This window comes from Rhodoferax ferrireducens T118 (genome assembly GCF_000013605.1).
Classification (GTDB): domain Bacteria; phylum Pseudomonadota; class Gammaproteobacteria; order Burkholderiales; family Burkholderiaceae_C; genus Rhodoferax; species Rhodoferax ferrireducens.
This window is the reverse complement of record NC_007908.1, coordinates 2,828,205-2,840,890: the sequence shown is the minus strand read 5'-3', so window position 1 is coordinate 2,840,890 and position 12,686 is coordinate 2,828,205. Positions and strand designations below refer to the sequence as shown.

At 62.0% G+C, this 12,686-nt stretch carries 15 protein-coding genes; 7 read left to right on the top strand and 8 right to left on the bottom strand.

The genetic code is table 11. The annotated features are described in order from the left end of the window. Nucleotides 1–55: 55 nt before the first annotated feature. Nucleotides 56–1,462, top strand: coding sequence for a replicative DNA helicase (gene dnaB, locus RFER_RS13035; protein ID WP_011464865.1), 1,407 nt, complete (start codon nt 56–58; stop codon nt 1,460–1,462). Continuing rightward, entirely contained in the window at nt 1,449–1,856 is a 408-nt protein-coding gene (locus tag RFER_RS13030) for a YbaN family protein (protein WP_011464864.1), read from the top strand. Before dnaB ends, RFER_RS13030 begins: the two co-directional genes overlap by 14 nt. Here RFER_RS13030 and RFER_RS13025 read toward each other — a convergent pair. Next, entirely contained in the window at nt 1,853–2,458 is a 606-nt protein-coding gene (locus tag RFER_RS13025; protein ID WP_011464863.1) for a CHRD domain-containing protein, read from the bottom strand. The genes RFER_RS13030 and RFER_RS13025 overlap by 4 nt on opposite strands. A gap of 264 nt (nt 2,459–2,722) precedes the next feature. On the opposite strand from RFER_RS13025, the gene RFER_RS13020 reads away from it, so the two are divergent. The 5 genes from RFER_RS13020 (at nt 2,723) to RFER_RS13000 (ending at nt 6,392) form a co-directional block, all read left to right on the top strand. After that, nucleotides 2,723–3,148, top strand: a complete 426-nt coding sequence (locus RFER_RS13020) for a CopG family transcriptional regulator (protein ID WP_011464862.1) — start codon at nt 2,723–2,725, stop codon at nt 3,146–3,148. A gap of 44 nt (nt 3,149–3,192) precedes the next feature. Further along, entirely contained in the window at nt 3,193–4,383 is a 1,191-nt protein-coding gene (locus RFER_RS13015; RefSeq protein WP_011464861.1) for an extracellular catalytic domain type 1 short-chain-length polyhydroxyalkanoate depolymerase, read from the top strand. Between the two features lie 197 nt (nt 4,384–4,580). Beyond that, on the top strand, nt 4,581–5,282 hold the full coding sequence (locus RFER_RS13010) for a pirin family protein (protein ID WP_011464860.1): 702 nt from the start codon (nt 4,581–4,583) through the stop codon (nt 5,280–5,282). A 48-nt stretch (nt 5,283–5,330) separates the two neighbouring features. Continuing rightward, nucleotides 5,331–5,741, top strand: a complete 411-nt coding sequence (locus RFER_RS13005) for a DoxX family protein (RefSeq protein WP_011464859.1) — start codon at nt 5,331–5,333, stop codon at nt 5,739–5,741. A 96-nt stretch (nt 5,742–5,837) separates the two neighbouring features. Then, on the top strand, nt 5,838–6,392 hold the full coding sequence (locus RFER_RS13000) for a flavodoxin family protein (protein ID WP_011464858.1): 555 nt from the start codon (nt 5,838–5,840) through the stop codon (nt 6,390–6,392). Nucleotides 6,393–6,517: 125 nt separating this feature from the next. Here RFER_RS13000 and RFER_RS12995 read toward each other — a convergent pair whose 3' ends face one another. The 7 genes from RFER_RS12995 to RFER_RS12965 all read right to left on the bottom strand — a co-directional run bounded on the left by RFER_RS12995 (nt 6,518) and on the right by RFER_RS12965 (nt 12,610). After that, nucleotides 6,518–7,948 carry an exonuclease domain-containing protein gene (locus RFER_RS12995; protein ID WP_011464857.1) on the bottom strand — a complete coding sequence of 477 codons (1,431 nt, stop codon included), beginning with the start codon at nt 7,946–7,948 and terminating at the stop codon, nt 6,518–6,520. 103 nt (nt 7,949–8,051) lie between these two features. Further along, nucleotides 8,052–8,597 carry an NUDIX hydrolase gene (locus tag RFER_RS12990; RefSeq protein ID WP_011464856.1) on the bottom strand — a complete coding sequence of 182 codons (546 nt, stop codon included), beginning with the start codon at nt 8,595–8,597 and terminating at the stop codon, nt 8,052–8,054. A gap of 23 nt (nt 8,598–8,620) precedes the next feature. Continuing rightward, nucleotides 8,621–9,712, bottom strand: coding sequence for a TRAP transporter substrate-binding protein (locus tag RFER_RS12985; protein ID WP_011464855.1), 1,092 nt, complete (start codon nt 9,710–9,712; stop codon nt 8,621–8,623). Between the two features lie 18 nt (nt 9,713–9,730). Next, nucleotides 9,731–11,074 (bottom strand): TRAP transporter large permease, encoded by a 1,344-nt coding sequence (locus tag RFER_RS12980; protein WP_011464854.1) that lies wholly within the window; start codon nt 11,072–11,074, stop codon nt 9,731–9,733. Further along, entirely contained in the window at nt 11,071–11,553 is a 483-nt protein-coding gene (locus tag RFER_RS12975) for a TRAP transporter small permease (protein ID WP_011464853.1), read from the bottom strand. The genes RFER_RS12980 and RFER_RS12975 overlap by 4 nt, the downstream gene beginning before the upstream one ends. Nucleotides 11,554–11,578: 25 nt before the next feature. Further along, nucleotides 11,579–12,274 carry a fumarylacetoacetate hydrolase family protein gene (locus tag RFER_RS12970; protein WP_011464852.1) on the bottom strand — a complete coding sequence of 232 codons (696 nt, stop codon included), beginning with the start codon at nt 12,272–12,274 and terminating at the stop codon, nt 11,579–11,581. 33 nt (nt 12,275–12,307) lie between these two features. Continuing rightward, on the bottom strand, nt 12,308–12,610 hold the full coding sequence (locus RFER_RS12965) for an antibiotic biosynthesis monooxygenase family protein (RefSeq protein WP_011464851.1): 303 nt from the start codon (nt 12,608–12,610) through the stop codon (nt 12,308–12,310). Between the last annotated feature and the right edge of the window lie 76 nt (nt 12,611–12,686).

The window sequence follows — 12,686 nt, the reverse complement described above, 5'->3', positions numbered from 1 at the left end:
GACGTTGGCCTGGCGCTGGCGTAGTATCGACGGCTCAAAGGAAAACCTCACCCCCATGTCTGCTGTACTTTCTGCTGTGCCTTTTGACTACGGTCAAGACGCCCAAGTCGCGCAATTGCGCATTCCCCCGCACTCCATCGAAGCCGAGTCCAGCGTTCTGGGCGGGCTGCTGCTCGACAACGGCGCTTGGGACCGTGTCAACGACCTGTTGACCGAGGGTGATTTTTACCGTTACGAGCACCGCATGGTGTTTATCGCGCTGGGCGCCTTGATCAACGCAACCAAACCGGCCGACGTGATCACGGTGTTCGAGCAGTTGCAAAACCAGGGCAAGGCCGAAGAAATCGGTGGCCTGGCTTACCTCAACTCGCTGGCCCAGTATGTGCCCAGTGCGGGCAACATCCGCCGCTACGCCGAGATCGTGCGGGAACGCTCGATTCTGCGCAAGCTGGTGGCCGCCAGCGATGAAATCTCCACCAACGCCTTTAACCCCAAAGGTCGGGCCGTGGCCGCGATTCTGGACGAGGCCGAGCAAAAAATCTTCAACATCGGCGAAGAGGGCGCGCGCACGCGCCAGGGTTTTCAGGCCATGGACTCGCTGGTGGTGGCGCTCTTGGACCGGGTGCAGGAGATGGCCGACAACCCCAACGATGTCACCGGGGTGCCAACCGGCTTTTACGACCTGGACCGCATGACGGCTGGTTTTCAAGCGGGCGATCTGGTGGTGCTGGCGGCGCGGCCGTCCATGGGCAAAACGGCGCTGGCGATCAACATCGCCGAGCACGTGGCACTCAACGAAGGCCTGCCGGTGGCCGTGTTCTCGATGGAAATGGGCGCCGCGCAATTGGCGGTGCGTATTGTGGGCTCGATCGGGCGTATCAATCAGGGCCACTTGCGCACCGGCAAGCTGACGGACGAGGAATGGCCGCGTCTGACCGAGGCGATCGAGAAGCTGCGCACCATTTCCCTGCACATCGACGAAACGGCGGGCTTGACCTCCAGCGAACTGCGCGCCAACGCACGGCGCCTGTCGCGCCAGTGCGGCAAGCTCGGTCTGATCGTGGTCGATTATTTGCAACTGATGAGTGGCTCCAACAGCGATGGCGAAAACCGCGCCACCGAGCTGGGCGAGATTTCGCGGGGCCTGAAAATGCTGGCCAAAGAGTTGCAATGCCCGGTGATTGCCTTGTCTCAGCTCAACCGCAGCGTCGAAACGCGGCCCGACAAACGCCCGATGATGAGTGACTTGCGCGAGTCCGGCGCCATTGAGCAGGACGCCGACATCATCATGTTCATTTACCGCGACGAGTACTACACCAAGGACGCCTGCAAAGAGCCGGGCGTGGCCGAGATCATCATTGCCAAGCAGCGTAACGGCCCCACCGGCGTGGTCAAGCTGGCCTTCCTGAACACCATCACCAAGTTTGAGTCGCTGGCGTCTGGAGGGAGTGGCGATTTTTAAGCCTGCAGCAATAGGGTCACGTCCGCGCTGGCAGCGCTGGATCTGGTTGGTCTGCGGCGCCATCTTTTTGGCCATCGGTGTCATCGGCATCGTGTTGCCCGTGTTGCCGACCACCCCGTTTGTTCTGCTGGCGGCGTATTGCATATCCCGTGGCAGTCAGCGTTATGAGCAGTGGTTGCTGACGCATCACCGCTTTGGCCCGATGGTGCGAGACTGGCGCGCCAACCGCGCTGTGCCTTTGCGTGCCAAGCAGTTTGCCTTGGTCATGATGATCCTGAGTTCGGCGCTCGCGTGGTGGATGATGCCTGTGCAGGTGCGCTGGATCCCAGGGATTTTCTGCACCGGGGTTGCAGCCTGGTTGTGGAGCCTGCCAACGTCGCGCGAGCCCAGCTAATGAAGTGAGGTGCGGTGATTGCGTCTGCTGAGGGCGAGCCCCGCGAGCCCCAGCCCGAGCAACGCCAGGCTGCCGGGTTCGGGCACGGCCTGAACGGCGTGCAGGAATCCGCGAATCTCGCCGCCCGGGAACTGGGTCGTGTGGATGTTGAAGTAGGCGCTGTCGGCGAACATGCCGGCGAACAGCGCCGCCTCGGCCTGGCTGATACCCCCTTGCGCTGTAATGAAGGTGGGGTTGTAGGAGCCTGCATCGGTCATGTCAAACAGGTGGCTGTAGCTGCCGGCGGTGACCCCCAATGGGAATCCGGTGAAGGTCGGCGTTGTGGTAGCCACGCCGGCGGCGCCGCTGTCCGGGATGGCCGTGCAGCAGTGAATATGGGACGCGGTGGTGGTGCCGACGAGCCCCGAGAAGGTGGCTGAGACGTCCATGGTGTGCAGCGCCGCGTCAATGATGACGGTTGCGTTGCCGGTCCCCGGCGATGCATTCGGGACCGCCTCGCTCGGTCCGTCCAGGATGGCGGTGAAGGTCACCGGGGAGGCCTGGGACGCCGGGGCGCCGAAAATCGCCGCGGCGACGGCAAAAATCGTCAGAAACTTTTTCATGGCTGATCTCCTTGGTGTCGGGGTGTACGGCCAGAATTGACACGCCCTTGAGGACATTGACACAAGCAAATTTCACACCAAGGCAGGCCCCTTGTGGCCGCAAGCCAAGCTGGACGGGCCTCGCCGGGCTTTGGGCCGTCAAATGCCGACTGGCCCCAATGGCAGTGTGTAAGCCAATGCGACAAAATGTTTTGGGTTTATGACGTGTATTGACTCTTAATACCATCTATATACCATCCGTGTGGATGGTGCTAAGATGGTCCCATGAATCAAAACACCACACCCCTTGCGGTCAAGCCCAAGCTGGCGGACTCGGAGAAGATCACCATCAACCTCGGGTTTGTCGACTTGGGGCACGTTGACCTGATGGTTGCCGAGGGTTTTTACAGCAACCGGACCGACTTCATCCGCACCGCCATCCGCAATCAGCTCGGGACCCACTCGGAAGCGGTGCGGCAGGTGGTGGCGCGCAAGATGCTGGTGCTGGGTTTGCAGCATTTCAGTGCCGATGACCTGCGCGCGCTGCAGGCGGCCAGGCAGACGCTGCAGATTCGCGTGCTCGGGCTGGTGACGATCGCGCCTGACGTGACGCCTGAGCTGGCCCTGGCCACCATCGACTCGCTGGAAGTTCTGGGCGCGCTGCAGGCCAGCCCGGCGGTGAAGGCTGCGCTGGCCAATCGCCGGCGCTGATCTTCCCCTTGAAGCCCTCGCCACTCCAACCCAAGAAAGTTTGCATGAACAAGACCCTTCAGGAACTGATGCGCACCGCCACACAATTAACGCAGTCGGGCCGCTTGAATGAAGCGACCCAGGCCATCCAAAGTGCGTTGCGTGGCACGGCCGCCGTGAGTGTTGCGCCCGGTCCCGTCAACCCGTGGGCGGATGCCGGGTCTTACCTGCTCCCCGGCGCCGCGATGCAGATGCCGTCACCGTGGATGCTGGATGGCCGTGCGTCCAAGGTGGATGCGCGCAAGCCGGGCGCCCCCGATGCCGGCGGCGGCCAGTTCATCAGCGGCACACACACCCATGCGGCGTTGACGTGCCACTTCAAGCTCTACATACCGCCGGGTCGTGCCGGCAAAGCAATGCCGCTGGTGGTGATGCTGCACGGCTGCACCCAGGACCCGGATGATTTTGCCGCGGGCACCGCCATGAATGAGCGCGCCCGCGAGCAGGGCTTCTTCGTGCTGTACCCGCAGCAGTCCCCGGACCTTAACCCGTCACGCTGCTGGAACTGGTTCGAGCACAAGCACCAGGAGCGCGGACGGGGTGAACCGGCCCTGATCGCCAGCCTGACGCAGGCGGTGATCCAACAGCACGGCATTGATACGCGTCGCGTTTATATCGCCGGTTTGTCGGCCGGTGGTGCGATGGCCGTCATCGTCGCGGCGGCCTACCCGGAGCTGTTTGCGGCCGTCGGCGTTCACTCGGGCCTGCCCAGTGGCGCCGCGAGCAATGTGGCGGAGGCGCTGATGGTGATGAAGAGCGGCCAGGTTGGCATCGTCGAGCGGGCCTGGGGCGGCCGTGCCGACGCGGCCGCGAAAGCGCTGCTAGAGCCGCCGATGCCCATACCCACCATCGTGTTTCACGGTGACCAGGACCAGACTGTGCATCCGCGCAATGGCGAGCAGGTGATTGCCGCTGCCTTGGGTGCTGCCGCCGGTGCGCAGGACTCGCATGCGCGCCCCTCAGGCAATGCGAGGGTGGAGCAGGGTGTCTCGGCCCAGGGGCGGCGCTACACACGTTCCACCCAGCATGGCGACCAGGGCCAGGCTTTGACCGAGCACTGGCTGGTGCATGGGGCCGGGCACGCATGGTCGGGTGGCCACGCCAGTGGTTCGTACACGGATGCGAGCGGCCCCGATGCCACGCTTGAAATGCTGCGTTTCTTCTTTGACCACCCCAAGACGCGTGGCAATGTTTAAGACAAGTTCTCCGCTGGCCCTCGTGTTGTAAGCCGGTGTAGCTATCGAAATGGCAGAGGCATTGGCATGCCTTCGGGGTGAGAATTAAGCTTCAAAGGCATCGTTAATTCGAATAATTTGAATGATGTCGTCAAAGTGAGGGGGTGTCAGCCGCCCTGGATGCACCTAAAGTACGGGTCATTCAAGGAGTACTTGCTATGTTGACAGTTCGCAAATCGCAGGAACGCGGCTTCGCCGACCACGGCTGGCTCAAGTCCTTTCACAGTTTCTCTTTTGCCGGTTATTACGATCCGCAGCATATGGGCTGGGGCAATTTGCGCGTGATCAATGAAGACTGGATCGCGGCCGGCAAGGGCTTTGGCACCCATGGCCATCGCGACATGGAGATCGTCACCTACGTGCTGAGCGGCTCGCTGGCGCACCAGGACAGCATGGGCAACATCAAGGCGATCCCGCCCGGCGACGTGCAGCGCATGAGCGCCGGCACCGGCGTGCAGCACAGCGAGTTCAACCACGCGCCCAACGCCACCACCCATTTGCTGCAAATCTGGATTGAGCCCAATGTGACGGGTGTGGTGCCCAGCTACGAGCAAAAGACCTTTCTTGATACCGAAAAGCAGGGCCAGTTGCGCCTGGTCGCGTCGCCCGACGGTGCCCAGGGCTCGGTCACGATTCATGCCGATGCGCGCCTGTACGCGGGCTTGTTGGACGGCAACCAGTCCGCCCAACTCACGCTGGCGCCGAATCGAAAGAGTTACGTGCATTTGGTGCGCGGTGAACTCGACGTCAATGGCCAATGCTTGACTGCCGGTGACGCGGCCTTGCTGGCCGACGAAATCCAGGTCAATCTGACACACGGCAAAGACGCTGAAGTGCTGGTTTTTGACCTGATTGCCTGATTTTCTTGATTCTTTCTTCCATTTCTTAACTCTTAAAAGGACTTCCCCATGCGCACATCCCTTCAAAACCCGCTGACTCTGATTGGTCGCCTGCTGCTCGCCCTGCTGTTCTTGCCGGCGGGCATCTCCAAGATCGCGGGCTTTGCCGGCACCGTCGGCTACATCGGCTCCAAAGGCCTGCCGATGCCCGCACTGGGCGCCGTCATCGCCATCATCGTGGAGGTTGGCGGCTCGCTGGCCTTGATCAGTGGTTTGGGAACCCGCTTTGCGGCGCTGGCATTGGCGGCGTTCACGCTGGTTGCCACGTTCTTCTTTCACAACTTCTGGGGCGTGCCGGTTGACCAGGCGATGATGCAGCAACTGATGTTCTACAAGAACATCGCGGTGGTCGGCGGCCTGCTGCTGCTGGCGGCCCATGGCGCGGGTGCCTGGAGCCTGGACGCCAGGCGTCAAGATTGAGTTGACCAACCGGTCCCACACGGCTCATCACATTTTTGATCACGGAGGTCTGCGCCGCAGACCTCGTTCTTTCGCACCTCATCAAGGAAATTCCAAATGGCAAAAGTAGCAGTAGTTTTTCACTCGGGTTATGGTCATACCCTGCGCATGGCGCAAGCGGTCGCGGACGGCGCGGGCGCCGAGCTGGTCCCGATTGATGCCGAAGGCAATCTGACGGACGCGGGTTGGGCCACGCTCAATGCCGCCGATGGGATCATCATGGGCAGCCCCACCTACATGGGCAGCGTGAGCTGGCAGTTCAAGAAGTTTGCCGACGCCTCCAGCAAGCCCTGGTACAGCCAGGCCTGGAAAGACAAGGTGTTTGCCGGCTTCACCAACAGCGCCACCATCAATGGCGACAAGCACTCAACCCTGCATTACCTGTTCACCCTGGCGATGCAGCACAGCGGCATCTGGGCGGGCACCGGCATGTTGCCAAACAACGCCAAGGCGGCGCAACGCAACGACGTCAACTATCTGGGTTCTTCGGCCGGTGCCATGGCACAGTCGCCGTCGGACGCATCGCCTGCAGAAATGCCGCAAGGCGACCTCGACACCGCCAAATTGTTTGGCAAGCGCGTCGCTGAGGTGGCAGCGAAGTTCAGTGCCTGATGCGAACCGGCCGCGTCGCTGTGGCTCCTTGCAGCGACATCGGCGCGGCCGTTCGTGATTGGCCTGGCTATATAAGACTTTTAGGCCTCTAGCCCCCGTATTGCTTACGTATATAGCTATAGTTTCTATAGCGAGTTGAGCGTCTGCTGCTGTTTCTCGGTCCAGTCGATCAACTCGAATTTGCCCTTGCCCGGTGCTGCGATGTGTTTCAGCAGGAGCCGGTAGGTATCGAGGTCAAACGCCAGCGTGCTGCGGCTGCCCAGGGCGTCCGTCAGTTCGGTTTCATCATGCACCGTGGCCAGGTGGCACCACTGATCAAAGATATGGATGTCCGTGCGCTCGCTGCGGGCGTTGTACTCGCGCAGGCCCACCTTGCCGGGATAGGGCCAGACCAGCAACTTTTGCTGCGCCAGCGCCAGTTGCAGGCGCAGGTGATGCCGTTCGGGACTTTCTTCGCCACAACAGACGCCCTGGCAGCGCCCAATCTGGTGTGCAAAACAGCGGCCCTTGCCGGACTCCAGGCCGAGCGCCTGCAGGCACAGACCCTGGCTGTCGGCGAGTTCGCGCAAACTGCTCAGGGCCTGATTCTTGGAGCGGTAGACGCCGTACATCTGCCCAAACTCCTGCGGCTGCAAGGCCTCACCGCGTACCAGGCTCAGCAGCGGCCGGGCCAAGGGGTCGTCCGCCAGCCGCCAGGCGCATAGCGTGCTTTCGCGGCGCAGCCGGCGGTTGTAGGCTGGCTGCCTTTCTTTCACCAGCCGGGCTTCGAGCAGCAGGGCGCCGATTTCACCGGCAGTCTCCAGCCACTCGATGCGCCGGATCTCCTGGGCCATGCGCATCTCACGCGGCGCCCGGCTGGCAGCCTGAAAATGCGCCAGCACCCGGCTGCGCAGCTTGATGCTCTTGCCGATGTACAGGGGCAGCGGCCCTTCACCATAAAAAATGTAAACCCCAACCGATTCGGGGATGTCAGCCACCCGGGTTTCCAACTGCGGTGGCAGCGTGGCGCTGCTTTGCAACAGCGCCAGTGCCTGTTGCCCGAGCAGCTCTGCGCCGTGCTCCTGCCGGGCAATCTGGAGCCAGGCTTGCATCACCTCCACATCGCCCATGGCGCGATGGCGCTCCAGCGTGCGGATGCCGTGGCGTTGCATGATGGCGTCCAGGCCGTGGCCCTTGTGTTGCGGGTACAGCAGGCGCGACAGGCGCACCGTGCACAGGGTCTTGACCCGCAGCGCCACGTCCAGGCGGGCCAGTTCGTTCAGCAAAAAACCGTGGTCAAAGCGCACGTTGTGGGCCACCAGCACGGCGCCGTCGAGCAGCGCCAGCAAGTGCTGCGCCACCGTCTCAAAGCCGGGGGCGCCGCGCACCATGGCGTTGCTGATGCCGGTCAGGTGCTGGATGAACGGGGAGATCGAGCAGCCCGGATTGACCAGCGTGCTCCAGCGCGCCACCTCTTGCCCGTTTTCAATGCGCACGGCGGCAATCTCGGTGATGCGGTCGTGCACCGGATTGCCACCGGTGGTCTCCAGGTCAAGTAAAACGTAGCAGGGCAGCATGGCTCAACAAAACATCAGCGCCAGCCAGGCCGGGTCGTCGAGCACATTGAGCAGCACAAAGCCGCCCACGCGGTAGAACCAGAGCTCGCCAAGCCGCAGGATGTCAGGCGATATCAAGGACATGGGTCCCAAAGTGCCCGTTGCGACGGTCGGCAAAGTAGTGTTCCAGTGTTTCCTTGACGGTCCTGAAGGCGATTTCGTCCCAGGGAATTTCATGCTCGGCAAACAGCCGCGTTTCGATGGTCTCGAAACCGGGTACGAACACGTCGCTGAGCAGGCGCGCCAGGTAAAACACATGGACCTGTCCCACGCGGGGCACGTTCAGCAGCGAGAAGAAACCTTCCATGGCAAACTGCGCGCCCGATTCTTCCAGCGTTTCGCGCGCTGCGCCTTCGGCCACGGTTTCGTTCATTTCCATGAAGCCGGCGGGCAGCGTCCATTTGCCAAAGCGCGGCTCGATATTGCGTTTGCACAGCAAGACCTTGTCGCCCCAGTAGGGCACGGTCCCCACCACGTTGAGTGGGTTCTCGTAGTGAATGGTGCTGCACGCCGGGCACACCGCGCGCTCTTTGGTGTCGCCATCGTCCGGCAGCCGGTAAACCACGGCGGTGCCGCAGTTTTTGCAGTGTTTGATGGGGGTACGCAGCATGAATACAGTGTAATTTGAAAAAATTAAGTCTTCTTCGGCCGGGTAATGGCGGGTGCGATGGCTGAAGCCGGGCTTGCCGCCACCTTGCTGTGTTTGGCAATCAGAGCGCGCGCCGTCGTGAGCAACTGACGGCCGTCAAAGCCGCGCTGGTTCATGTCTTCGACCCACGCCACTTCAACGACAGCCGCTTTGCGTTTGAACTCTTGCGCCTCCAACGCCGGGATGGCGTAAATCGTATTTTTGTGCGCCAGCGCGGCCTGCCGACCGGCGGCGTCCCCGGCTTGTTGCACCCGGCCCAGCCAGCCTGAGGTCTGCAGGCCTGAATTGTTGTCGATGATTTTTCTCAAGTCAGGCGGCAGTGCCTGGTAGCTGGCCTTGTTCATCGCCAGCACAAAGGTGGCGGTGTAGAGCGCGCCACCGGCAGGGTCAAACTCGCTGTGGAAGCGGGTGAGTTCATGCACCTTGACCGAGGGCACCACTTCCCAGGGCAGCGCGGCGCCGTCGATGGTGCCTTTGGACAGCGCGTCAGGAATGGCCGGCAGCGGCATGCCTACCGGTATGGCGCCCAGATAGCCCAGCATTTTGGTGACCTGGCGGGTCGGGCCGCGCATTTTCAGGCCCTTGAGGTCGGCGGCCGTCTTGATTTGTTTGTCTTTGGTGTGGAAGACGCCAGGGCCATGCACCTGCAGCGCCAGCACTTGTGTGTCTTTGAACTCATCCAACGCCATGGTTTGCATGTACTCCCAGCAGGCCCTGGAGGTGGCCTCGGCATTGGTCATCATGAAGGGCAGCTCGAACACTTCGATCCGGGGGAAGCGGCCCGCCGTGTAGCCTGGGATGGTCCAGATAATGTCCACCACGCCGTCTTTGGCCTGGTCGTACAGCTGCGCCGGGCTGCCGCCCAGCTGCATCGCCGGGTAGGCCTCAAACTGGATGCGCCCACCTGATTCCTTGCTCACCTTGTCCATCCAGACTTTGTGCATGTTCTGCCACACGTTGGACTGCGGCGCCATGAAGGTGTGGAACTTGAGCGTGACGGTGGCGGCGGCCTGGCTGAAAGCGGGCGCAGTCAGTGCCAGGGCGGCGCTGGTTTTGAGCAGGGAGCGTCTTTGCATGATGGCGTGTTGAAGGTGTCAGGTGATGAATTTAACCAGCCACAGTGAGATGCCAGGAAAGAACAAAAGAAGGAGTGTACGCAACACATCGCTGACCAAAAATGGCAGCACGCCGCGGTAGCTTTCTGCGATCGGCACCCCGGGTGCCAGACTATTAACAACGTACACATTGAGCCCCACCGGTGGCGCCAGCAGGCCAAAGCCGACCGTCATCAGCACCATGATGCCAAACCAGATACCGACCGACTCGGGCGGCATGCCAAAGTCAAGCCCGATCACCAGCGGAAAGAAGATGGGAATGGTGAGCAAGAGCATCGACAGCTCGTCCATCACCGAGCCCAGCACCACATAAAACAGCAAGATGCTTGACACCACCCACAAGGGCGACAAGCCCCAGCTTTGCACCACGGCGGCGAGCTGGTTGGGCACTTGGGTCAGCGCCAGCGCCGAATTCATCAAGTCGGCGCCCAGAAAGATCAGGAAGATCATGGCCGAGCCCTGCGCCGTGGCGTAAAAGCAGTATTTGAGCTTGACGAAATTGAGTTCGCCCTTGAGCAGCGCGACCCCCAATGTGGCCGCCGCGCCCACGGCGGCGCCCTCGGTGGGGGTGAACCAGCCGCCGTAAATGCCGCCAAAAACGGCCAAAAATACCAGCGCGATCGGCACGACGCCGCGCAGTGCCTGCGTCGCGAGGGGGTTGCTGCGATCTCCCTGGGACGGGTTGAGGGGCGTGTCATTGTCGGGTGCATGGCCCGGCACCAGGCGTACATAGACAGCAATGGCGATCATGTAACCCAGCATGGCGATGATTCCAGGGACAAAAGCCGCCGCAAACAGCTTGGCAATGTTTTGCTCGGCCAAAATGGCATAGATCACCAGCGGCACCGAGGGCGGTATCAAAATGCCCAGCGTGCCGCCGGCCGCCAGCGTGCCGGTGGCGAGCCGGCCGGAGTAGCCGTGGCGCGTCAGCTCGGGCAGCGCCACCGAAGTGATGGTGGCTGCCGTGGCCACCGACGAGCCACAAATGGCCCCAAAAGCCGCACTGGCCAGCACCGTCGCCATCGCCAGGCCACCCTTGAAGCGCGACATTACGGCACTGGCGAAGCCAAACAACGCTTTCGAGATGCCGCCCTGGGTGGCGAAATGGCCCATCAAAATGAACAGGGGAATGACCGACAGCTCGTAGTTGGCCAAGCGGGCAAAAGCCAGGCTGTTGAGAAAGTTGCTGAACGGTCCCCAGCCCGCCTGCAGGACGTAGCCCACTGCGCCGGCCACAAACATGGCCACCGCAATCGGCACCCGCAGCCCCATCAGAGCGAGCATCAGGGCAATGATCATCAGGCTGAGCAGCAACGGACTCATACCTGTCCCTCAGAGCGCATGGTGCCGCCGCCGAAACCCTGCACCAGGGCAATCAGTGCAGTCAAAGCCATCGGCGGCACCATGCTGGCGTACACCAGCCACTCGGGAAAGTCCAGCAGCATGGTGCCGGAATGGGACTGCAGGGCGTTGAGCGCGCCCACGCCGGTGCGCCAGGCCAGTAGCGCCATCACACCTGCCAGCAGCAGCGCGCCCAAGCGGTCCAGCAGGAGCGTGGTTTTAATGCTGGCTTTGGCGGTGAAAAAATCGACCGCGATGTTGCCGCGCTGCCATTGGCACCAGGGCAGGAACAAGGCCAGCGCTGCGCCGCTGGCCACGCCCGTCAACTCAAAGTCACCGGCCAGGGTGAGGCCCAGCGTGTTGCGCCCGATCAGACTGGCGCAGGTCAGCAGGGTGATCGCGGTGAGCAGGCTGCCGCCCAGGATGGCGCACAACCTGGCCAGCGATGCAAGAAGGCGCAAATGGGTTTTCCGCGGGGTTGGGGCTCTATTCGACCGTGAGTGTGATGGCGCTCAGGCCGGTGACGCCGCCATGGAGCGTGTCGCCCGCCACCACGGCGCCGACACCCTCGGGCGTGCCGGTGTAGATCAGGTCGCCCGGCTGCAGCGCCCAGGCGGCAGACAGGTGTTCAATGACCTCGGCGATGCTCCAGATCAGCTTGGCCACCTGGCTGCGTTGGCGATCCTGGCCATTGACCTGCAGGAAAATTTCAGCCTGGGCGATGTCGCCGGCCGCTGCTGCCGGGGTGATGGGACCAATCGGCGCTGAGGCATCAAAGCCCTTGCCGATGCACCAGGGGCGGCCCTGTTTTTTCATCTCGTTTTGCAGGTCGCGCCGCGTCATGTCCAGACCCACGGCGTAGCCAAAGATGTGCTGATGGGCGTCGGCCGCCCGGATGTTTTTGCCACCCGTGCCAATCGCCACGACCAGTTCGATTTCGTGGTGCAGATTCTGGGTCAGGCTGGGGTAGGGCAGGCGGGCCGTCTCGCCCGCGTTGACGACCAGCACCGCGTCAGCCGGTTTCATGAAAAAGAAGGGTGGCTCACGGCCGGTAAAGCCCATCTCTTTGGCGTGATCTTCGTAGTTGCGCCCGACGCAATAAATGCGGTGCACCGGAAAGCGCGCGTCGCTCCCGACAACGGGGACGGACACGACGGGGGCTGGATTAAAAACGTAAGGCATGGTGTTTGTCTTTCTGTCAGGAGGTCATCAGATTCAGGCCGATTTGGCCACCAACTCGAAGTGCTCGACGCTCGGCGCGCCGGCAAAGAACGGCCCGACAATCGCGCGCCACTCGGCAAAGGCGGGCGACTGGCGAAAACCCACCGTATGGTCCTCCAGCGTGTCCCAGAAGACTTGGAGAACATAGCGCTCGGCGTTTTCAATACCCCGGTTGACCTTGTAGCCCTGAAACCCTTTGGCCTCATGGATGACGGTTTTCAAACCGCGCTGGATGGCTTCTTCAAAAGCGGCGTTCTGACCAGGGTGAATGCGGATGTCGGCGAGTTCGAGGATCATGAAAGTCTCCGTTGTTGTGTTCGGTATTGACAGGCAGCGAAGTTTAACGTTAGACCCTCGGCCACTCGACGCCTTT

Bases quoted from the DNA above. Each gene is read 5' to 3' on its own strand.
- dnaB (WP_011464865.1), top strand. From the start codon at position 56: ATGTCTGCTGTACTTTCTGCTGTGCCTTTTGACTACGGTCAAGACGCC.
- RFER_RS13025 (WP_011464863.1), bottom strand. From the start codon at position 2,458: ATGAAAAAGTTTCTGACGATTTTTGCCGTCGCCGCGGCGATTTTCGGC.
- RFER_RS13020 (WP_011464862.1), top strand. From the start codon at position 2,723: ATGAATCAAAACACCACACCCCTTGCGGTCAAGCCCAAGCTGGCGGAC.
- RFER_RS13015 (WP_011464861.1), top strand. From the start codon at position 3,193: ATGAACAAGACCCTTCAGGAACTGATGCGCACCGCCACACAATTAACG.
- RFER_RS13010 (WP_011464860.1), top strand. From the start codon at position 4,581: ATGTTGACAGTTCGCAAATCGCAGGAACGCGGCTTCGCCGACCACGGC.
- RFER_RS13005 (WP_011464859.1), top strand. From the start codon at position 5,331: ATGCGCACATCCCTTCAAAACCCGCTGACTCTGATTGGTCGCCTGCTG.
- RFER_RS13000 (WP_011464858.1), top strand. From the start codon at position 5,838: ATGGCAAAAGTAGCAGTAGTTTTTCACTCGGGTTATGGTCATACCCTG.
- RFER_RS12995 (WP_011464857.1), bottom strand. From the start codon at position 7,948: ATGCTGCCCTGCTACGTTTTACTTGACCTGGAGACCACCGGTGGCAAT.
- RFER_RS12990 (WP_011464856.1), bottom strand. From the start codon at position 8,597: ATGCTGCGTACCCCCATCAAACACTGCAAAAACTGCGGCACCGCCGTG.
- RFER_RS12985 (WP_011464855.1), bottom strand. From the start codon at position 9,712: ATGCAAAGACGCTCCCTGCTCAAAACCAGCGCCGCCCTGGCACTGACT.
- RFER_RS12980 (WP_011464854.1), bottom strand. From the start codon at position 11,074: ATGAGTCCGTTGCTGCTCAGCCTGATGATCATTGCCCTGATGCTCGCT.
- RFER_RS12970 (WP_011464852.1), bottom strand. From the start codon at position 12,274: ATGCCTTACGTTTTTAATCCAGCCCCCGTCGTGTCCGTCCCCGTTGTC.
- RFER_RS12965 (WP_011464851.1), bottom strand. From the start codon at position 12,610: ATGATCCTCGAACTCGCCGACATCCGCATTCACCCTGGTCAGAACGCC.